This is a genomic window from Pseudomonas sp. PGPPP1, assembly GCF_002255865.1.
GTDB lineage: Bacteria > Pseudomonadota > Gammaproteobacteria > Pseudomonadales > Pseudomonadaceae > Aquipseudomonas > Aquipseudomonas cremoris.
Map to the genome: position 1 here is coordinate 20,213 of NZ_NKIG01000003.1, position 19,860 is coordinate 40,072.

17 protein-coding genes are annotated in these 19,860 nt (G+C 60.3%); 8 read left to right on the plus strand and 9 right to left on the minus strand.

Annotation, left to right across the window (positions count from 1 at the left end):
- The first annotated feature begins 169 nt into the window (after nucleotides 1-169).
- From CFE47_RS06460 to CFE47_RS06475, 4 genes are all read left to right on the plus strand, one after another.
- On the plus strand, nucleotides 170-1,228 hold the full coding sequence (locus CFE47_RS06460) for an HAD family hydrolase (RefSeq protein WP_286836000.1): 1,059 nt from the start codon (nucleotides 170-172) through the stop codon (nucleotides 1,226-1,228).
- Between the two features lie 206 nt (nucleotides 1,229-1,434).
- Nucleotides 1,435-1,968, plus strand: a complete 534-nt coding sequence (locus CFE47_RS06465; RefSeq protein ID WP_135291902.1) for an RNA polymerase sigma factor — start codon at nucleotides 1,435-1,437, stop codon at nucleotides 1,966-1,968.
- Nucleotides 1,965-2,912, plus strand: a complete 948-nt coding sequence (locus CFE47_RS06470; protein WP_185709727.1) for a FecR family protein — start codon at nucleotides 1,965-1,967, stop codon at nucleotides 2,910-2,912. The genes CFE47_RS06465 and CFE47_RS06470 overlap by 4 nt, the downstream gene beginning before the upstream one ends.
- A gap of 131 nt (nucleotides 2,913-3,043) precedes the next feature.
- Nucleotides 3,044-5,503, plus strand: a complete 2,460-nt coding sequence (locus CFE47_RS06475; protein WP_286836001.1) for a TonB-dependent siderophore receptor — start codon at nucleotides 3,044-3,046, stop codon at nucleotides 5,501-5,503.
- A 205-nt stretch (nucleotides 5,504-5,708) separates the two neighbouring features.
- On the opposite strand, the gene ilvD is transcribed toward CFE47_RS06475, so the two are convergent.
- The 3 genes from ilvD to CFE47_RS06490 form a co-directional block, all read right to left on the minus strand.
- On the minus strand, nucleotides 5,709-7,550 hold the full coding sequence (ilvD, locus tag CFE47_RS06480; protein ID WP_078050582.1) for a dihydroxy-acid dehydratase: 1,842 nt from the start codon (nucleotides 7,548-7,550) through the stop codon (nucleotides 5,709-5,711).
- 227 nt (nucleotides 7,551-7,777) lie between these two features.
- A complete protein-coding gene (locus tag CFE47_RS06485; RefSeq protein WP_286836002.1) occupies nucleotides 7,778-8,968 on the minus strand; it encodes an MFS transporter in 1,191 nt (396 codons plus the stop codon).
- Nucleotides 8,969-9,093: 125 nt separating this feature from the next.
- Nucleotides 9,094-10,290, minus strand: a complete 1,197-nt coding sequence (locus tag CFE47_RS06490) for a class I SAM-dependent rRNA methyltransferase (protein WP_003195152.1) — start codon at nucleotides 10,288-10,290, stop codon at nucleotides 9,094-9,096.
- Nucleotides 10,291-10,569: 279 nt separating this feature from the next.
- On the opposite strand from CFE47_RS06490, the gene CFE47_RS06495 reads away from it, so the two are divergent.
- Both CFE47_RS06495 and mutM read left to right on the plus strand, forming a co-directional pair.
- Nucleotides 10,570-11,382 carry an HDOD domain-containing protein gene (locus tag CFE47_RS06495; protein WP_286836145.1) on the plus strand — a complete coding sequence of 271 codons (813 nt, stop codon included), beginning with the start codon at nucleotides 10,570-10,572 and terminating at the stop codon, nucleotides 11,380-11,382.
- Between the two features lie 21 nt (nucleotides 11,383-11,403).
- Complete coding sequence (gene mutM, locus CFE47_RS06500) at nucleotides 11,404-12,216, plus strand: bifunctional DNA-formamidopyrimidine glycosylase/DNA-(apurinic or apyrimidinic site) lyase (protein ID WP_286836003.1); 813 nt, start codon at nucleotides 11,404-11,406, stop codon at nucleotides 12,214-12,216.
- Between the two features lie 113 nt (nucleotides 12,217-12,329).
- Here the strand turns inward: mutM and CFE47_RS06505 are convergent, their stop codons facing one another.
- The 5 genes from CFE47_RS06505 to CFE47_RS06525 form a co-directional block, all read right to left on the minus strand.
- Nucleotides 12,330-12,581, minus strand: a complete 252-nt coding sequence (locus tag CFE47_RS06505) for a YfhL family 4Fe-4S dicluster ferredoxin (RefSeq protein WP_008364838.1) — start codon at nucleotides 12,579-12,581, stop codon at nucleotides 12,330-12,332.
- A gap of 102 nt (nucleotides 12,582-12,683) precedes the next feature.
- Entirely contained in the window at nucleotides 12,684-13,163 is a 480-nt protein-coding gene (gene coaD / locus CFE47_RS06510) for a pantetheine-phosphate adenylyltransferase (RefSeq protein WP_003176711.1), read from the minus strand.
- A gap of 114 nt (nucleotides 13,164-13,277) precedes the next feature.
- The gene (locus CFE47_RS06515; protein WP_286836004.1) at nucleotides 13,278-14,873 is read right to left on the minus strand and encodes a GMC family oxidoreductase; all 1,596 of its coding nucleotides are present in this window, start codon (nucleotides 14,871-14,873) and stop codon (nucleotides 13,278-13,280) included.
- A 75-nt stretch (nucleotides 14,874-14,948) separates the two neighbouring features.
- Entirely contained in the window at nucleotides 14,949-15,494 is a 546-nt protein-coding gene (locus CFE47_RS06520) for a twin-arginine translocation pathway signal protein (RefSeq protein ID WP_286836005.1), read from the minus strand.
- A gap of 28 nt (nucleotides 15,495-15,522) precedes the next feature.
- Nucleotides 15,523-16,965 (minus strand): coniferyl aldehyde dehydrogenase, encoded by a 1,443-nt coding sequence (locus CFE47_RS06525; RefSeq protein ID WP_502695454.1) that lies wholly within the window; start codon nucleotides 16,963-16,965, stop codon nucleotides 15,523-15,525.
- A gap of 132 nt (nucleotides 16,966-17,097) precedes the next feature.
- On the opposite strand from CFE47_RS06525, the gene CFE47_RS06530 reads away from it, so the two are divergent.
- Both CFE47_RS06530 and CFE47_RS06535 read left to right on the plus strand, forming a co-directional pair.
- Complete coding sequence (locus tag CFE47_RS06530) at nucleotides 17,098-17,769, plus strand: TetR/AcrR family transcriptional regulator (RefSeq protein WP_286836007.1); 672 nt, start codon at nucleotides 17,098-17,100, stop codon at nucleotides 17,767-17,769.
- Between the two features lie 33 nt (nucleotides 17,770-17,802).
- Nucleotides 17,803-18,657, plus strand: a complete 855-nt coding sequence (locus CFE47_RS06535) for a sulfurtransferase (RefSeq protein WP_286836008.1) — start codon at nucleotides 17,803-17,805, stop codon at nucleotides 18,655-18,657.
- A 117-nt stretch (nucleotides 18,658-18,774) separates the two neighbouring features.
- Here CFE47_RS06535 and CFE47_RS06540 read toward each other — a convergent pair whose 3' ends face one another.
- The gene (locus CFE47_RS06540; RefSeq protein ID WP_286836009.1) at nucleotides 18,775-19,770 is read right to left on the minus strand and encodes a hydrolase; all 996 of its coding nucleotides are present in this window, start codon (nucleotides 19,768-19,770) and stop codon (nucleotides 18,775-18,777) included.
- Between the last annotated feature and the right edge of the window lie 90 nt (nucleotides 19,771-19,860).

Below are 19,860 nucleotides of genomic sequence, written 5' to 3' on the forward strand. Positions count from 1 at the left end.
TCTAATGAATTAATAACAAGATGGAATGGTGACTGTCGTTTTTGGAATAAGCCGCTGACGCCCAGGCGTACGGCATTGGCGCAATCACGACGCAAGCGGTCGCGCTCGGACGGGAACTGTCACACAGATTTGTTAGCGTCGATGTCTTTCACTCAGGGAGAAAACGCTCATGAAGCTCGCGCCAAAACTGCTTGCCGCCGCCTTCTGCCTTGGCCTTGTCAGCCAGGCATTCGCCGCCACCGAGTTGAAACACTGGCCGGCGCCTGCCGCCAAGCAACTGAACGAAATGATCGCCGCCAACGCCAACAAGGGTAACTTCGCGGTGTTCGACATGGACAACACCAGCTACCGCTACGACCTCGAAGAGTCCTTGCTGCCCTACCTGGAAAACAAGGGCCTGATCACCCGCGACAGCATGGACCCGTCCCTCAAGCTGATCCCGTTCAAAGACACCGCCGACCACAAGGAAAGCCTGTTCAGCTACTACTATCGCCTCTGCGAAGTCGACGACATGGTCTGCTACCCGTGGGTTGCGCAGATTTTTTCCGGCTTCACCCTCAAGGAACTCAAGGGCTACGTGGATGAGCTGATGGCCTCCGGCAAGCCCGTGCCCGTCACCTATTACGAGGGCGACGTGGTGAAGAACTCCGAGGTGCAGCCGCCGAAGGTCTTCACCGGCCAGGCCGAGCTGTACAACAAGTTGATGGAAAACGGCATCGAGGTGTACGTGATGACCGCCGCCTCGGAAGAGCTGGTGCGCATGGTCGCCGCCGATCCGAAGTACGGCTACAACGTCAAACCCGAGAACGTCATCGGTGTGAGCACGTTGCTCAAGGACCGCAAGACCGGCGAGCTGACCACCGCGCGCAAACAAATCGCCGCTGGAAAATATGACGAGAAGGCCAACCTCGGCCTGGAGCTCACGCCTTACCTGTGGACCCCGGCAACCTGGATGGCCGGTAAGCATGCTGCGATCCTCACCTATATCGACGAGTGGAAGAAACCGGTGATCGTCGGCGGGGATACGCCCAGCAGCGACGGCTACATGCTGTTCCATGATGTGGACGTGGCCAAGGGCGGCATCCATTTGTGGGTCAACCGTAAAGACAAATACATGACCCAACTGAACGGCATGATGGCCAAGCATGCAGCGGCGCAGGCCAAGGAAGGGCTGCCGGTGACTGCCGATAAGAACTGGGTGATCGTGAAGCCGGAGGAGATTCAGTAATACCGAGTTGCCCCCATCGCAGGCAAGCCAGCTCCCACACTTGATCGGGTTCACACAATCAAAAAGTGGGAGCTGGCTTGCCTGCGATAGCGCCCTCAATAACACCGCCGAACCCACAGTAAAAAATAGATATCAATTGCGAACCAATCTCATCCTCTGCTAGCGTGCGCACCTCCTGAACCCCTCGTTCTTCTCAAGGTCGTGCCGTGCTCTCCTGGAATTCGCAGATCGCGCGCCTGTTCGCGGAGCAGAAAAAAGCCCTCGAAGCCTTCGTCACCCGACGCACGGGCAGCGCCCAGGTGGCTGCTGACCTGACCCAGGAATCGTTCCTGCGTCTGGCGCGCCTGGATTCGGGCGAGAAGATCGATAACCTTCCAGCCTTTCTCTTCACCATCGCCAGCAACCTGGTGCGCGATCATCAGCGCCAGGCCATCCGCCGCGAGCGCCTCGATGCTGGCGAACCCAGCGAAGAACTGCCGTGCACCAACCCTGGTGCCGACGAACAATTGGCCGCCTACCAGCAGGAACAACTGATGCAGGACGCAATCCTGGCGTTGCCCGAAGCGACTCGGCAGATCTTCCTGCTCTATCATGTCGACGAACTTTCCTACCGCGAGATTGGCGAGCGTCTGTCCATCACCCCGCGCAGTGTGGAATACCAATTGCGTCGCGCCTTGATTGAATGCCGCGCCTACATTAAGACGCGGCTCGCCTGCGACACACAAGGACGTCGGTCATGACCGCCACCCCCACTGCCGACGAATTGTTCGAAGAAGCGTCCGGTTGGTACTTCCGCCTGCAGGCCGAGGACGTCACCCCAGCCGAAATGGAAAACTTTGCCGCCTGGCTCGGCCAAGGACAGGCCCAGGATGACGCCTGGCAGGAAGTGCAGGCGCTGCTCGGCGGCTTGCGTGAGCCGGCCCGGGTGGTGCGCCGTGCCGAACAGGCCGCCTGGCGCAAACCTGCGCGACGTTGGGCATGCGCCGCCGCCGTGTTGCTGGCGGTAGGGCTGACCGTACAAAACACCCCTTGGCTCGACCGCCTGCGTGCGGACTACGCCACCGGCACCGGCGAGTCTCGTACCGTTGAATTGGCAGACGGCTCCCAGTTACAACTCAATACCGACAGCGCGATTCAAGTGCGTATGAGCGGCGGTGAGCGTCAGATTCGTCTGCTGCGCGGCGAAGGTTTTTTCAGCGTGACCAAAGACCCGACGCGGCCGTTCGTGGTGCAGTCCGGCGATGGCTGGGTCAAGGTGGTCGGCACCCAATTCAGCGTGGCTCGGCGTGATGCGCAGACGCGAGTGCAAGTGGCCCAAGGCAAGGTGCAGGTGAGTGCCGGCAGCGGTACACCGGTGTACCTGGAACCTGGGCTGGCAGTGGAATATCAGGACCAGCACCTGGCCGATGTCCACGGTTTCGACCCGGCCAGCGGTTTTGCCTGGCGTCAACGGCAATTGGTGTTTCGCCAGCAGCCGCTGTCGGAAGTGGTCACCGAGCTGAACCGCTACTGGCCCGGAAAAACGTTGGTACTGGGGGATGCGTTGCGTAACCGCGTGGTGTCCGGCGTGTTCGAGATCGACAAGCCCGACGCAGTAATCAAGGCGTTGGAGTACACCCTCAACCTGCACGCCGAGCACTACACCCCGTATTTGCTGGTGTTGCGCGAAGGCAAAGCATCCTGAGTGCAACTTTTTCAAAATATTTTCAGGGTTTCTCCGTACGGCATCGTCCTTGATCACTGAGGCGCAAATAGTAAGCACTCTCAAGTAGTGCAGCGCCGATCACAGACTTTTTGCACCGGGGAGCATCATCCATGGCACACCGATTCGCCGCACGGCCTTTGCTGGCACTGGCCATTTCCATCGCCAGTTGCACTGCGCCGCTGTCCTTGCAGGCCGCTCAGACCACCCAGGCCCAGAGCTATCGCTTCGATATTCCAGGGCAAAGCCTGGACGGTGCGCTGGCGGCGTTTTCGGCGGTGACGCGGGTTCAGGTGCTGGTGTCCGGTGAGCTGACTCAAGGTGTGGTGTCGCCAGGGGTGAGTGGCAATCTGGGGCAGCGCGAGGCACTCGGCTTATTGCTCGGCGGCACAGGGCTCAGCGCGGCCTTTATCAATGCCGATACCGTCACCCTGGAAAAGCGCGTGGACACTGGAAGCGCCCTCGAAGTCGGCGCGACTACCATCAGCGCAGACCACCTGGGGACGACCACCGAAGGTAGCGGTTCCTACACAACCGGTGCCGTGACCATCGGCAAAGGCACGCAAAAGCTCAAGGACATCCCACAGTCCGTCAGCGTGCTGACCCGCAAGGCCATGGATGACCAGAACATCAGCACCCTGACCCAAGCGATTGAAGCGGTGCCGGGCATGGCGTCGGTCAAGTCGCCGGGGCCTGGGATGTTCATGTTTGCGCGGGGTTTCGAGATTGAATCGCTGCAATACGACGGCGTACCGGTGCCCCGCAACGTGTATGCGCTGGGCAGCTACATCACCGAGAACATGGTGATCTACGACCGTATGGAAGTCCTGCGCGGTGCTGCCGGCTTGCTGCAAGGTGCCAACAGTCCGGGCGGGGCGGTGAACCTGGTGCGTAAACGCCCACAAGCGGCACCCACTGTGACCTTGAGCGCCAAGGCTGGTAGCTGGGACCGTTATGCGTCCCAGGCGGACGTCGGCGGCCCGTTGAACGAAGCCGGGACGATCCGTGGGCGGGCGGTGGTCAACTATGAGAAGGGCCATTCCTTCACCGACTACGTGTGGAACTGGGAGCAGACCGTTTACGGTGCGCTGGACTTTGACCTGGACGACGACACTACCCTGGGCGTCGGTTTCAGCAACAAGAAGAGCCACGGGCGGCCGTATCTGATTGCCTTGCCGCGCCACACCGACGGCAGCCCGCTGGATGTATCGCGCTCCACGTACACCGGGGCGAGTTGGAACCGTTCGTTCAACGACCAGACCGCGGTGTACCTGGACCTTGAGCATCGCTTTAACGACCATTGGAAATTCAACGCTTCGGCGTTGGCGATGAATGAGTCCAATGAAGCGACGTATCAGTTCATCGTCGGTGCTGTGCCGGTGGGGAGCACCAAAAGCGGTAACTACGCCGACTATTCCACCGACTTCTACGGCAAAAATCGTGGCTTCGACGCCTACGTCAGCGGCGACTTCGAAGCGCTGTCGTTCAAGCAGAGCCTGGTGCTGGGCGGCAACTACTCCAAGTACAACACCGATGATGGTTATGCCCGCGCCTTCACGCCGGGGGCGGATATTGGTGCTATCGACCATCACCGCCCGGAGCCGACCTACAACAGCATCGCCGATCGCGCCAACCTGGCCTTGAGCACCTACGACATCACCCAAAAAGGTCTATACGGCACCTGGCGGATCAACCTGACGGACCCCCTCACATTGATCCTCGGTGCCCGCACCAGCTGGTATGACTTTGCCTTTGACCAGGACAACTACTACGCCCGCCAGTACGAAGAGGGCGGCGAGAAAAACTCGGTCAAGAGCAATGGCAAGGTCACACCGTTCGCTGGTCTGGTGTATGCGCTGGATGACCAGTGGTCGGTGTACGGTAGCTACGCCGAAGTGTTTATCCCGCAAACTCAATTGACCCAGCAAAAGACCGGTCTGCCGCCCATCGAGGGGCGCAACTACGAGGTGGGCATCAAGGGCGAGTTGATGGATGGCCGTCTCAATACCTCCCTGGCACTGTTCCGCTATATCCACGAAAACCGCGCCGTCACGGATTTCAGTACGGACATCGACGGCCCCAACGCTTGCAGCGGTTGGTACTGCTCCACTGCTTCGGGCAAGGTGCGCAGCCAGGGGCTGGAGGCTGAGATCAGCGGTCAATTGGCGCCGGGTTTGCAGATCAGCAGCAGCTATACCTACAACACCACGGTGTTTTTGAAAGACACCGAACTCAAAGGCAAGGTGTTCAGTACGGCCGTGCCCAAGCACATGCTGCGGATATGGGGTGATTACAAACTGCCGGGCGATTTAAGCCGCATCAGCCTGGGGGCAGGGGTTAACGCGCAAACGGCCACCACCAGTTTTGACCGCAACTTCGGCCAGGCCGGGTTTGCCATCTTCAATTCGCGGGTTGCCTACGAGGCCAGCGATGAAGTGACCTTGGCGGTGAACGTGAACAACATCTTGGACAAGCGCTACTACATCCCTTCGTATAGCCAGTTGGTGGGCAACAACTACTTTGGCGACCCGCGAAACATGATGTTCAGCGTGACCTACAAGCCGCAATTTTAAGCCATCCCCACAAAACCACCTGTGGTAACCGGCTTGTGTGGGAGCTGGCTTGCCTGCGATGGCGGAGTGTCAGGCGATACATGAGTTGGCTGGTCCACCGCTATCGCAGGCAAGCCAGCTACCACAGTTTGAACTTCATTGTTGATGGGGTTTTGGCCAGGCAAAAAAATGCCCCGCATGTACGGGGCATTTTTATGGGCGAGTCTTACAGACCGTCAAGCATCGCCTTGTTACGCACAGCGCCCTTGTCGGCACTGGTGGCCAGCAGGGCGTAGGCCTTCAACGCGGTGGTGACTTTGCGCGGACGCTTCTCAACCGGCTTCCAACCCTTCTTGTCTTGCTCGACCCGGCGTGCCGCCAGTTCTTCATCGCTGATCAACAGGTTGATCGAGCGGTTCGGAATGTCGATCAGTACCTTGTCACCATCTTGCACCAGGCCAATCGCGCCACCGGCAGCGGCTTCCGGCGAAGCGTGGCCGATGGACAGGCCCGAGGTACCGCCGGAGAAACGCCCGTCGGTCAGCAAGGCGCAGGCTTTGCCCAGGCCCTTGGATTTCAGGTAGGACGTCGGGTACAGCATTTCCTGCATGCCCGGGCCGCCTTTCGGGCCTTCGTAGCGGATGATCACGATGTCGCCTTCCTTCACTTCGTCAGCGAGGATGCCGCGAACCGAGCTGTCCTGGCTTTCGTAGATCTTGGCGCGGCCTTCGAAGACATGGATGGATTCATCCACACCGGCGGTTTTCACCACGCAGCCGTCGAGAGCGATGTTGCCGTACAGCACGGCCAGGCCGCCTTCTTGCGAGTAGGCGTGCTCGACACTGCGGATGCAGCCGTTTTCACGATCATCGTCCAGGGTGTCCCAGCGGGTCGACTGGCTGAACGCGGTTTGCGTCGGGATGCCCGCCGGGCCGGCCTTGAAGAAGGTGTGCACGGCTTCGTCGTCAGTCTGGGTGATGTCCCACTTGGCGATGCCTTCGGCGATGGACTTGCTGTGCACGGTCGGCAGGTCGGTGTGCAGCAAGCCGCCACGGGCCAGGGAGCCGAGGATCGAGAAGATCCCGCCGGCACGGTGCACGTCTTCCATGTGGTACTTCTGGATGTTCGGCGCGACCTTGCACAGTTGCGGCACGTGGCGGGACAGACGGTCGATGTCGCGCAGGTCGAAATCGATCTCGGCTTCCTGGGCAGCGGCCAGCAAGTGCAGGATGGTGTTGGTGGAACCGCCCATGGCGATGTCCAGGGTCATGGCGTTTTCGAACGCCTTGAAGTTGGCGATGTTGCGCGGCAACACCGACTCATCGTTCTCGCCGTAGTAACGCTTGCACAGCTCGACGATGGTGCGGCCGGCCTGCAGGAACAGTTGCTCGCGGTCGCTGTGGGTGGCGAGCGTGGAACCGTTGCCCGGCAAGGCCAGGCCCAGGGCTTCCACCAGGCAGTTCATCGAGTTGGCAGTGAACATGCCGGAGCACGAACCGCAGGTTGGGCAAGCACTGCGCTCGTATTCCGCGACCTTCTCGTCAGAAGCGCTGGAGTCGGCGGCGATGACCATGGCGTCCACCAGGTCCAGGCCGTGGGAGGCGAGCTTGGTTTTGCCGGCTTCCATCGGGCCGCCGGAAACGAAGATCACCGGGATGTTCAGGCGCAGGGAGGCCATCAGCATGCCGGGGGTGATCTTGTCGCAGTTGGAGATGCACACGATGGCGTCGGCGCAGTGAGCGTTGACCATGTATTCCACGGAGTCGGCGATGATCTCGCGGCTCGGCAGGGAATACAGCATGCCGTCATGGCCCATGGCGATGCCGTCGTCCACGGCGATGGTGTTGAATTCCTTGGCAACGCCGCCAGCGCGCTCGATCTCGCGGGCGACCAGTTGGCCCAGGTCCTTGAGGTGGACGTGGCCCGGTACGAATTGGGTAAACGAGTTGGCAATCGCGATGATCGGCTTCTTGAAGTCGTCATCTTTCATCCCCGTGGCGCGCCACAGTGCGCGTGCGCCGGCCATGTTGCGGCCATGGGTGGATGTTTTCGAGCGGTAATCTGGCATGGAGCACTCCGGGCGGCTAATCAGGTATCAATGGGGAGTGAGCTTCTATTGACGTCTGGAACACCCGAAAAATGGCCGTGTGTCCGGAAGTTGCCACTCGCGTCGCGGGATCGCCGCTTGCTTGGGCCTCGAGCTCATAAACCCGCCGGGGGATGACTGGCGATGAATAGGGCCGATTCTACACCGCTGGAGGCTGGAGGGAATGGCCGTAACCGTGAAGATAGCGGCTATGGGACGTGTGGGTGGTGCTGCGCCCATGAGTTCAGCGCCAGTGCAGCGATGCTCAGGATCAGGAAACACAGGCCAAGGGCAATGCTCAACTGGTGGGTAAAGGTGCTGATGAATGCGCTGATCAGGCCGCCGGCGATAAACAGTACCGCTGCAACGGCTGATGCCGCCGCCCCCGCGTTGTCTGGAAACAGACCCATGGCCTTTGAATTGGAGATAGGCCGGGTGATGGTGGTGCCCGCCGTGCAAAGTAGCATGGGAACCAGCACGGTGGGGGCGGACAAGCCGAACCGGTAGGCCAGAAGCAGCATTACCACGCCAGAGATTGCGATCAGCACCAACCCGATTGCCATCTGAGTCGCAGCCGCCAACCGCTTGTGAAGGATACTGGCACAGACGCCACCCAATACGTAGGCGGCGCCATAAAGGAGTAGGGCCAGCGAGTACTCGTGGGGCGAAAACTTAAGCTGGTCCATGAAAATGAGCGGTGAAACCACGATAAATGAGAAATGACAGGCGAAGGTGATTGCGGAGATCGTGGCATAGCTGGCGAAATGACGATTGGCGAAGACCTTGAGGTAGGCCTTGAAAATGTTGTGTTTGCCCGGTGTCGTTCGTGGCAGGCCGCTCTTCAGTAACCGCTGAGCCATGACCAATGTGGCTGTGCACAGGGCTATAAACGCGTAGAAGCTGGCTTGCCATCCCCAGTGCAGTTGCAGCCAAGCGCCCAGCAATGGGGAAATCGAAATGAAGATACCCCCGGCCGTGACCATCGCTATGCGCAACCGCTCCTGTTCTCTGCCGGAGAAAAGATCCTGCACCAGGGCTTGAGACAATATGAAGCCGCCGCAGCCCATCGCCTGGATGACGCGAAAGAACAGGAATTGTGGGGTGTTGCTGGCGGCCAAGCACCCGGCTGCCCCCAGCATTGCCAAGACCATGCTGGCTAATAGCAGTTTCTTGCGGCCGATCCTATCGGACAGCGGGCCGATCAACAGCATCGAGCAGGAGAAGCCAATGGCGAACAGACTGACTGATCGAGCGATATGGGTTGTCGAGGTGTGGAAGTGTTCCGCCAAAGCGGGAAAGGAGGGCAGCACAACGTCAAGCGGGAAGACGCCCAGCAGGGTCATGGTCATCAGCCAGAAAACCATGAAGGGTTTTTCTGCGTGGGTGATTGCCGTTGACATGCGTGAGCCTCGATTCCGTGAGGTGGACGAGGATCGAGTCTGCGGGCAGGAAAGTCAAAGCCTAGGGCGTGACGAAAATTCCTGAAAACCTGTAGGAACTCGCGAGTCCCTACAGGTCAACGGTATCAGCTATTCGGCAACAACCGGCACGTAATGCTCTTGATATAGCGCGTCTCGGCAATCGCCGGGTGCACTGGGTGATCCGGGCCCTGGCCGCCACGCTCCAGCATCTGGATATTGCGGTCCAAGTGACGAGCGCTGGTCAGCAGGATGTTCTGCAGGTCATCTTCTGGCAAGTGCATGGAGCATGAAGCGCTGACGAGGATGCCGTCCTTGCTGAGCAGGCGCATGGCTTGCTCGTTGAGGCGGCGGTAGGCGCCTTCGCCGTTCTTCATGTCTTTTTTGCGTTTGATGAAGGCCGGTGGGTCGGCGACGATCACGTCGAAGCGTTCTTCGCTGGCTTTCAGTTCTTTCAGGGCTTCAAACACGTCGCCTTCGATGCAGGTCATCTTCTCGGCAAAGCCGTTCAGCGCGGCATTGCGCTCAACGCCATCGAGAGCGAAGGCGGAGGCGTCGACACAGAACACTTCACTGGCGCCGAAGGCTGCAGCTTGCACGCCCCAGCCGCCGATGTAGCTGTACAGGTCGAGCACGCGTTTGCCTTTGGCATACGGGGCCAGGCGTGCGCGGTTCATGCGGTGGTCGTAGAACCAGCCGGTCTTCTGGCCCTGGATCACCGGGGCTTCGAATTTCACGCCGTTTTCTTCCAGCGCAACCCACTCCGGCACCAGGCCGAACACGGTTTCGACGTAGCGGTTGAGGCCTTCGGCGTCGCGTGCGGCGGAGTCGTTCTTGAACAGGATGCCGCTAGGCTTGAGCACTTGGGTCAGCGCAGCGATCACGTCTTCCTTATGGGCTTCCATGGTCGCCGAGGCGATCTGAACCACCAGGATGTCGCCGAAACGGTCGACGACCAGGCCTGGCAACAGGTCGGAATCGCCGTAGACCAGGCGGTAGAACGGCTTGTCGAACAAGCGATCACGCAGGGACAGGGCGACGTTCAGGCGGTGCACCAGCAGCGACTTGTCCAGCGGCAGCTTGATGTCGCGCGACAGCAGGCGAGCGCAGATCAGGTTGTTCGGGCTCATGGCCACGATGCCCAGGGTCTTGCCGCCGGCCGCTTCCAGGATAGCCTGGTCGCCTGCCTGGAAGCCGTGGAGTGGGGTGGCGGCCACGTCGATTTCGTTGCTGTAGACCCACAGGTGGCCGTTGCGCAAACGACGATCGGCGTTGGCTTTGAGACGCAGGCTTGGCAGGGACATGACGTCGCTCCGGAAAAAAGAGCGGGAGTATACCTGTTGCACGCTGTTTCATGTGGGAGCTGGCTTGCCTGCGATGCAGGCAACTGGGTGTATCTGACGTACGGCGGTGAAGCTATCGCAGGCAAGCCAGCTCCCACATTTGGTTGGGTTTGCATTCAGGTTTTTGAGGTGTCGGTCAGATTGCCATAGGGGTTAGAATCCCCGCCTAGCCCAGAGTGTGTACTTATGTCCCAAGAGCTTTCCGCCGAGCAGATCCAACAGGCCCTGCAAGGCATCAGCGTGCCGCCCCAACCGCAGATCATGGTGGATCTGCAGATGGAGCAATACATGCCCGACCCGGACCTGGAAGTGATCGCGCGGTTGATCGCCCAGGACCCTGGCCTGTCCGGCGCACTGCTGAAAATCGTCAACTCGCCGTATTACGGCCTGAGCAACAAGATCGCCTCGATCCAGCGCGCGGTGAACCTGCTGGGCAGTCGTTCGATCATCAATCTGATCAACGCGCAGTCGATCAAGGGCGAGATGAGCGACGACACCATCGTCACCCTCAACCGTTTTTGGGACACTGCCCAGGATGTGGCCATGACTTGCCTCACCCTGGCCAAGCGCACCGGCTCCCAAGCCGTGGACGAAGCCTATGCCCTGGGCCTGTTCCACGATTGCGGCGTGCCGTTGATGCTTAAGCGCTTCCCCAACTACATGGCCGTGCTGGAAGAGGCCTACGCCAATGCCGGCGCGGACTGCCGCGTGGTCGACACCGAGAACAACGCGTTCAACACCAACCATGCCGTAGTGGGCTACTACACCGCCAAATCCTGGCGCCTGCCGGAGCATGTGACCGACGCCATCGCCAACCACCACAACGCATTGGCGATATTCAGCGACGAGTCTTCGCGCAACCCGCAGCTTAAAAACCTGCTGGCGATCCTGAAGATGGCCGAGCACATCTGCTCGTCCTACCGCGTGCTGGGCAACCAGGCAGTGGACCATGAGTGGAATGCCATTGGCCATTTGGTGCTGGACTACGTGGGCCTGTCGGACTACGACTTCGAAAGCATGAAGCTGTCGATCCGCGAGTTGGGCGCCCACTAAACCCTTCTTCAAGAGGTATGCATGCCCGAGTTACCTGAAGTCGAAACCACCCGGCGCGGAATCGCGCCACACCTGGAAGGCCAGCGCGTCAGCCGCGTGGTGGTACGTGAGCGGCGCCTGCGCTGGCCGATCCCGGAAGACCTGGATGTGCGCCTGTCCGGGCAGCGCATCGTGCTGGTGGAACGGCGGGCCAAGTACCTGTTGATCAATGCCGAAGTGGGCACCTTGATCAGTCACTTGGGCATGTCGGGCAACCTGCGATTGGTTGAAGCCGGCTTGCCGGCGGCCAAACATGAACACGTGGATATCGAGTTGGAGTCGGGCCTGGCCCTGCGCTACACCGACCCACGGCGTTTTGGCGCGATGCTCTGGAGCCAGGACCCGCACAACCACGAGCTGCTGATTCGCCTGGGTCCGGAGCCGTTGACCGACCTGTTTGATGGCGAGCGGTTGTTCAAGCTGTCCCGTGGGCGTTCGATGGCGGTGAAGCCGTTCATCATGGACAACGCGGTCGTGGTGGGCGTGGGCAATATCTACGCGACGGAAGCGCTATTTGCGGCCGGGATTGATCCGCGTCGTGAGGCGGGTGGTATTTCGCGGGCGCGTTATCTGAAGCTGGCGATCGAGATCAAGCGCGTACTGGCCGCTGCGATCGAGCGCGGCGGTACTACGTTGCGCGACTTTATCGGTGGGGACGGGCAGCCGGGGTATTTCCAGCAGGAGCTGTTTGTTTATGGCCGGGGCGGCGAAGCCTGCAAGGTCTGCGGGACTGAGCTGCGCAATGTGGTGCTGGGGCAGCGGGCGAGTGTGTTTTGTCCCAAGTGCCAGAGCTGATTCTGGGTGAGGGCTGATGCCGCCTTCGCGAGCAAGCCCGCTCCCACATTCGACCGCATTCTCATGTTGGAACTGGGTTTTATATGGGAGCGGGCTTGCTCGCGAAGAGGCCCTTAAGCCTTACCGGTAATCTTGCGGTACTTCTCCATCAGTTGCTCTTCCGACTCCGGATGAGCTTCATCCAACGGAATGCAATCCACCGGGCACACCTGCTGGCACTGGGGTTCGTCATAGTGGCCAACACACTGCGTGCACAGGTTAGGGTCGATCACGTAGATCTCTTCACCTTGGGAAATGGCAGCGTTCGGGCACTCGGGTTCGCAGACGTCGCAATTGATGCAATCGTCGGTGATGATCAGGGACATGGAAACTCCTGCCAGGGCTGTCAGCCAGGGCATCTGAAAACTAATGCGCGCAATTGTGCCGCATTGGCGCCCGCAGTGCGAGCAGGCGCCGATCAGGGGATCTTACTTCTTGAAGCGCAACGTCAGCGCATCGGCCACGGCTGGGTGCACGAACTTGGTGATATCACCGCCCAAAGCGGCAATTTCACGGACCAACGTCGAGGAAATGAACGAATAACGTTCCGACGGTGTGAGGAACAGGCTTTCCACGTCCGGCGCCAGCTGGCGGTTCATGTTGGCCAGCTGGAATTCGTATTCGAAGTCCGATACCGCGCGCAGGCCGCGCAGGAACACATTGGCGTTCTGCTCTTTGGCGAAGTGCGCGAGCAACGTGGAAAAGCCCACCACTTCCACGTTGGGCAGGTGCTTGGTGACCTCACGCGCCAGCTCCACGCGCTGTTCCAGGGGAAACAGCGGGTTTTTCTTGGGGCTGGCTGCGACCGCGATGATCACATGGTCGAACAAGCGCGAGGCGCGTTCGACCAGGTCGCCATGGCCTTTGGTAATCGGGTCGAAGGTACCTGGGTACAACACTCGGTTCATCGCGTCGTCCTGGCGGAGTCCGTTGGGGAACCGGATGGTATCGCAGCCATCCCGGTCGGCCAAGTCAACTTATGCAGAAGAAAGCACTATAGACAGCGCGAATAGCGTGTTTTTTCACGCAGTTTTCAGACGTTCGGCCAAGGCTGTCGCCAGTTGGGCGGTCAATCCGTACACCGATAATTGTGGATTGGCCCCAATGCTGGTGGGGAATAGCGAGCCGTCGTGGATCGACAAGTTGCGCAACTGATGATGCCGGCCAAGGCTGTCGGCCACCGCTTTTTTCGGGTCTTCGCCCATCGCGCAACCGCCCATCACATGGGCGCTGCCCAGGCAGGTGCGGTGCAATTCCAGGTTGAGACCGTCGATCAGCGTGCGGGCTTCACCGAGGGTTTTGACGTAGCGCGCATCATGATGCAACGGCTTCACCGACTTGGCCCCCGCCGCAAACTGGATCTCAGCCATGCTGTGGAACGCACGGCGCAGGCCGTCCCAGGCGTAGTCGGACACCTGGTAGTCGAGCACTGGCGTGCCGTCGCCACGTAAATCCACGGTGCCACCGGGGCTGTCGGGGTGAAAACCGTCGCGTAACAAGGCGAGCATGGCGTGGGTGTTGGGCAGTTGGCTCATGTCCAGGGCGTTTTGGGTACCGTAGCCGCCGAGCAGGGTACTGGCCAGAGCAGGGTGTAGGGGCGGAGCTTCGAGCTTGTACGACATTTTGCCGGTGGTGCCGTCTTGCCATTGGAAGTGGTCGGAATAGATCGACTGCGGCGCGCCGTAGAACGGGTTGATCACCTCATCGAACAGCCCAGCGGAGAAGTTCACCAGATGCAGGAACGTGCGCTTGCCCACTCGCGAATGCGGGTCCGGCGCGTCCGAGCGCATCAGCAGCGCCGGGCTGTTGATGCCACCGCCAGAGAGCACGTAGTGCTTGGCCTTGACCGTGATCTTGCGGCCGGTCGGTGCCACGCACAGGGCGTCCATGGCCACGCATTCCAGGCTGCTGATGGTGTCGCCGCTGTATTTGAGGCGTTCGGCGCGCGCCAGATAGAGCAACTCGCCGCCTTTTTCGAGGGTGGACGGGATGGTGGTCACCAACATCGACTGTTTGGCGTTGACCGGGCAACCCATGCCGCAATAGCCCAGGTTGAAACAGCCGCGCACATTACGTGGGATTACATGCCAGCTGTAGCCGAGCTTTTCGCAGCCTTTGCGGATCACATCGTTGTTGGCATTGGGCGGCATGGCCCACGGGGCGATGCCGAGGCGCTGTTCCATCTTTTCGAACCACGGCGCCATTTCGGCACTGCTGTGGCCCCTCACCGCGTATTCACTGGCCCAGTGGGAAAGGGTCGCGTCGGGTGTACGAAAGCTGGATGTCCAGTTGATCAAGGTGGTGCCGCCCACAGCCCGGCCCTGCAAGATAGTGATCGCACCGTCCTTGCTCATGCGGCCGATGCCTTCCTGGTACAAGCTGGTGTAGGCCTCGTCTTCCAGCAGCTTGAAATCGCTGCTGGTCTTGAGCGGGCCTTCTTCGATCAGCAGCACTTTGTAGCCCGCCCCGCTGAGGATCTCAGCCGTAGTGCCACCCCCGGCGCCGCTGCCGATGATGGCGACGTCGGCTTCCAGGGTCAGGTCGCTGTCGAGGGCTGCGCCATTGTGGGTTTTCCAGCCACGGGCGAGGCCTTCACGGAACAGATCGGGTACGGGCATAGGTGTGCACTCTTGTTGTTATAGGTGTCGGTCGCTACGAAGTTGCAATCTAAATGTGGGAGCGGGTTTTCTAGGCTAGATCTTCGGTGGCCCTGGGTACCCGCAATGCGCCCAGGATGCCGGCTGGAAGTACCACGCCATGATCACCAGCTTGAGCAACGAGCCCTGGCCCATGCGCAGCAGGTTCAAGTAGCTGTTTTCCCAGCGGTGCAGGAAGTTGCGGATCTGCTCGGCGCTGGCGTTTTCCCAGCTACCCCAGATCCCCGTCAATGGCCCACGAGTGATACCCATTCCCAGCACGTCGAACAGTTGCTGGGTGAGCTTGAACATTTCCGGCGACAAGCGCTGCAGGCTGAAATCGAGCTTTTTAAGCGTGCCCTCTATCCCGCTGGTCACTTCTTGGGCGCTGGCCACACCTTCCAGCAGCACCGGGATCACCGCCCGTAGAAACGGCAAATCACTGCTGCGCAACATCGCAAAGCCGCTGGCCGGCGTGCTGGCGGAACAGCCACTGAGGCTGGCGCCTAGCCCGGCCGTGGCCAGGAACGCACTGGCGCACAGGCCGATTTTCAAGACGCCGCGCCGTGATAGCGCAGGTGTTTCAGTCAGGCTGGGGTTCATTTTTATTGTTATCCCGGGAGTGGCGTTATCAGCGGATAAACAGCTTCTGGATCAACTTCTGAATCGACTTTCCATAAGGCGGGTAGATCAATTTCGCCGCGTTCAGGCGTTGCTTCACCAATACGCCCTTGGCTTTGCTGAAGGTGAGAAACCCCTCATGGCCGTGATAGTGGCCCATGCCCGAAGGGCCGATACCGCCAAATGGCATATCGTCCTGAGCCACGTGCAGCAAGGTGTCGTTCAGGCACACGCCGCCGGAGTGGGTTTCGTGGAGCACACGGTTCTGCTCGCCCTTGTTGTAGCCGAAGTAGTACAGGGCCAGCGGGCGAGGGCGCTGGTTGATGTAGGCAAAGGCCTGGTCGAGGCCGCGATACGGCACGATGGGCAGCACCGGGCCGAAGATTTCATCCTGCATCACCGTCATATCGTCGCTGACATTCAGCAACAGGCTGTGGGCCATGCGCCGGGCCTGGCCTTGGTCGTACAGCGGGATCAGGGTGGCGCCTTTGTCGGTGGCGTCCTTCACGTAGGCGTTGAGCCTGGCCAACTGCCGTTCGTTGATGATCGCGGTGTAGTCCGGGTTATCGGCCAGGGTCGGGTAGAACCCGCGCACTGCCTTGGTGTAGGCCTCGATGAAGCCGTCAACCCGATCTTCCGGCACCAACACGTAGTCCGGTGCCACGCAGGTTTGCCCGGCGTTCAGCGCTTTGCCGAAGGCGATGCGTTCGGCAGCGTCCTTGAGCGGCACATCGGCGGAGACGATAGCGGGCGACTTGCCGCCCAGCTCCAGGGTGACCGGGGTCAAGTGCTCGGCCGCCGCCCGCATCACATGCTTGCCGATGCTGGTGGCGCCGGTGAACAACAGGTGGTCAAAACGCAGCTTGGAAAACGCCATGCCCACCTCGGCTTCGCCCAGCACCACGCACACCAAGTCCTCGGGGAAGATCTTGGCCAGCAGCGCCTTGAGCAACTCGCCCGTGGCGGGGGTCGATTCGCTGAGCTTGAGCATCACCCGGTTACCGGCAGCCAGGGCGCCGACCAGCGGGCCGATGGCCAAGTACAGCGGGTAGTTCCACGGCACGATCACCCCGACCACGCCCAACGGCTGGTAGATGACTTTGGCTGACGCGGGTTGAAAGGCGATGCCTACAGCGCGGCGGGAAGGTTTCATCCAGCCCTTGAGGTGTTTGCTAGCGTAGTGAATGCCATGCAGGCTGGGCATCAGTTCGGCGAACAGGGTCTCGTCGGCGCTGCGGTGGCTGAAATCCTGGCTGATGGCGTTGATCAACGCTTGGCGTTCGTCGCTGAGCAGGTCGCGCAGGGCCTTGAGCCATTGCTGGCGTTGAGCGGCTGGCGGCATCGGGTTGGCTGCATAGGCGCGTTGCTGGGCGTCGAACAGGTCCTGGAGTTGATCCAGCGCCTGGGAATCTTGCAGGTAAGCAATGTTGGCAGACATGGCGCAGTTCCCAATTGTTATAGGTCTGCGTCGATTTTTAGAGTCATTGCTCTAAATTGTCAAATAACATTGCAGCAACATGCAGTTTTATCCCGGCAAGGATAGGCCGTAAGATGCCCCATCACGTGTACAGAAGCTGATTCCCCTATGGCACCACGAGTAAAGACCAGCGAGCGCATTGTGCAAACCAGCCTGGAGCTTTTTAACCAGCAGGGCGAGCGCAGCGTCAGTACCAACCATATTGCCGCCCATATGGAGATTTCGCCGGGCAACCTGTACTACCACTTCCCCAACAAGCAGGCGATCATCGCCGTGCTGTTTCGCGAATACGAAGCCTTGGTGGACAGTTTTCTGCGCCCGCCCCAGGGCCGCGCCGTGACCGTTGAAGACAAGCGCTTCTACCTGCAAGCCGTGCTGGCGGGCATGTGGCGGTATCGCTTCCTGCACCGCGACCTTGAGCACTTGCTGGAGAGCGACCCGGAGTTGGCCACCGGCTACCGGCGTTTTTCCCAGCGCTGCCTGACCCAAGGCAATGCCATCTACCAGGGGTTTGTCGATGCCGGCATTCTCAACATGGACCCGATACAAACCGAAGCACTGACCCTCAACGCATGGATCATCCTGACGTCGTGGGTACGGTTTTTGTGCACCACCAATGAAAACTCCGCCCACTTGAGCGCCGAGGCGATCAAGCGCGGGGTGTATCAGGTGCTGGTGCTGGAGGCGGGTTTTGTCACGCCCGAAGCCAAAGATGCGGTGGATGCGTTGTTCAAAGAGTTTTACGTGCCGTTGAATCAGGCGCTGGAAGAAGTGAAGTAGGACCTTTCCCGAATCTATCTACTGGAGTCCGTCATGCCGCTTGCCCAACTGATCAGCCCCCAGCAATTGGCCGAGCGCCAGAAGTCGGCAGGGCTGGTGATCCTTGATTGCCGTTTTGCCCTGGAAGACCCGGATTACGGGCGTTGCAGCTATGCCGAAGGGCACATCGAAGGTGCGCAATACGCCGACCTGGAGCGTCATCTCAGCGGTCCGGTGAGCAAAGGCGTAACGGGTCGCCATCCATTGCCGGCGGCAGACACCCTGGTTCAACAACTGCGCGCTTGGGGCATCAACGCCGATACCGATGTGGTGCTGTACGACGACGGCCCCGGCGCATTTGCCGCTCGGGCCTGGTGGTTGTTGGCCTGGCTGGGTAAGCGTGATGGTGTGTTTATCCTGGATGGTGGGCTCAAAGCGTGGCATTCGGCAGGTTTCCCACTGAGCCTGGATGCACCGGTGATTGAGCCCGGCACCTTTGCCGGTACACCGGATAATCACCTGCTGCTGGACGCCGAACATCTGCAAAAACGCCTGGGCCAACCGGGCCTGACCTTGATCGATGCCCGTGCCCAAGCGCGTTTTCGTGGCGAAGTGGAGCCGATCGATCCGGTTGCCGGGCATATTCCTGGGGCGCAGTGTGCGGCGTTCAATGAAAACCTGGGCAGTGACGGGCGCTTCTTGCCGGCTGAGCAGCTCAAACAGCGTTTTGCTGCTCAACTGCAAGGCCGTTCACCGGATGAACTGGTGGCGTATTGCGGCTCGGGGGTGACGGCGTGCCATAACCTGTTTGCCCTGAGTTTGGCGGGTTATCCGTTGGGCAAGTTGTATGCGGGGTCGTGGAGTGAGTGGATCACTGATCCAGCCCGGGCAATTGCGACTGGCGACTGAGTCGCCGGGGCTGTAAACCCAATCAAAATGTGGGAGCTGGCTTGCCTGCGATAGCGGTGGGTCAGCTACACATGCATCAACTGACAGCCTGCTATCGCAGGCAAGCCAGCTCCCACCCTAATGGTGTTTATCCAGTAACCATTGGGGAATGCGGCGTTCCAAGTAATAGCTGGGGCGCTTGAGCGTTCCGTCAACGAACCCAACATGCCCGCCCTTGGCCAGCAACTCAAACTCCGTGCAATCCGACAATTCGCCCGCCTCAGGCAAGCTATGGGCAAACACAAACGGATCATCCGCCGCCTGGATAATCAGCGTAGGCGTGCGGATTTCACCCAGGTAATACCGGCTCGACGCACGGCGGTAATAGTCCTCGGCACTGAGAAAACCATGCAACGGCGCCGTCACCCGCCCATCAAAGTCCCAGAACGTGCGCATCTTCTCCAGCGAACCGAGGGCCTCCAGGGCTTTGAGCCCATCGGCGCGACCGTCCTGCAGAAAGCGGCTCTGTTTGACTCGGATATACGCCAGCATCTCGCGCATGAAGTGCTTCTGATACACCCGCGAAAAACCTAGCCCGATGCGGTCCGCGCATTGGTCCAGGCGAAATGGTACCGACACCGCCGCAGCGCCCTGTAGCCCCGAAGCCGTGCCCGTTTCACCCAAGTGCTTGAGCAACACATTGCCCCCCAGCGAATAGCCCACGGCGTACAACGGCGCCAGTGGCCGCTTGGCACGCAAGTGTGCAATCGCTGCCGCCAGGTCTTCGCTGGCGCCCGAGTGATAACTGCGGGCCAGCAGGTTAGGTTCGCCGGAGCAGCCCCGCCAGTTCAGCGCTGCGCTGGCCCAGCCTTGGCTGGCGAGGGCTTTTTGCAGGCCGGCCACATAGGGTGAGTTGGACGAGCCGGTCAGCCCATGCAGCACCAGCACCAACGGCGCTTGCGCGTCATGGGGGCCGTGCCAGTCGAGGTCAAGGAAGTCGCCATCATCCAGCCACAGGCGTTCGCGTTGGCGTTCAATATGGGTAGTAGGTCGCCACAGCGGCCCCCACAGGGTTTGCAGATGGGGGTTGCCGAGGCCAAAGGCGGGTTTGAATCTATCGAAAGAGGGTGTCATCAACGTCTCTGTAGTGAGCGGGCTTGCCCCGCGCTGGGCAGCGAAGCTGCCCCAATCCGCCCAATGGATTATCCAGACAAAACTCAGGCG

Excerpts from the sequence above, each read along its gene's own strand:
- CFE47_RS06475 (WP_286836001.1), top strand. The coding sequence starts at position 3,044 with ATGGCACACCGATTCGCCGCACGGCCTTTGCTGGCACTGGCCATTTCC.
- CFE47_RS06490 (WP_003195152.1), bottom strand. The coding sequence starts at position 10,290 with ATGTCCCTGCCAAGCCTGCGTCTCAAAGCCAACGCCGATCGTCGTTTG.
- CFE47_RS06505 (WP_008364838.1), bottom strand. The coding sequence starts at position 12,581 with ATGTCCCTGATCATCACCGACGATTGCATCAATTGCGACGTCTGCGAA.
- CFE47_RS06515 (WP_286836004.1), bottom strand. The coding sequence starts at position 14,873 with ATGCCCGTACCCGATCTGTTCCGTGAAGGCCTCGCCCGTGGCTGGAAA.
- CFE47_RS06530 (WP_286836007.1), top strand. The coding sequence starts at position 17,098 with ATGGCACCACGAGTAAAGACCAGCGAGCGCATTGTGCAAACCAGCCTG.
- mutM (WP_286836003.1), top strand. The coding sequence starts at position 11,404 with ATGCCCGAGTTACCTGAAGTCGAAACCACCCGGCGCGGAATCGCGCCA.
- CFE47_RS06535 (WP_286836008.1), top strand. The coding sequence starts at position 17,803 with ATGCCGCTTGCCCAACTGATCAGCCCCCAGCAATTGGCCGAGCGCCAG.
- ilvD (WP_078050582.1), bottom strand. The coding sequence starts at position 7,550 with ATGCCAGATTACCGCTCGAAAACATCCACCCATGGCCGCAACATGGCC.
- coaD (WP_003176711.1), bottom strand. The coding sequence starts at position 13,163 with ATGAACCGAGTGTTGTACCCAGGTACCTTCGACCCGATTACCAAAGGC.
- CFE47_RS06540 (WP_286836009.1), bottom strand. The coding sequence starts at position 19,770 with ATGACACCCTCTTTCGATAGATTCAAACCCGCCTTTGGCCTCGGCAAC.
- CFE47_RS06470 (WP_185709727.1), top strand. The coding sequence starts at position 1,965 with ATGACCGCCACCCCCACTGCCGACGAATTGTTCGAAGAAGCGTCCGGT.
- CFE47_RS06460 (WP_286836000.1), top strand. The coding sequence starts at position 170 with ATGAAGCTCGCGCCAAAACTGCTTGCCGCCGCCTTCTGCCTTGGCCTT.
- CFE47_RS06520 (WP_286836005.1), bottom strand. The coding sequence starts at position 15,494 with ATGAACCCCAGCCTGACTGAAACACCTGCGCTATCACGGCGCGGCGTC.
- CFE47_RS06485 (WP_286836002.1), bottom strand. The coding sequence starts at position 8,968 with ATGTCAACGGCAATCACCCACGCAGAAAAACCCTTCATGGTTTTCTGG.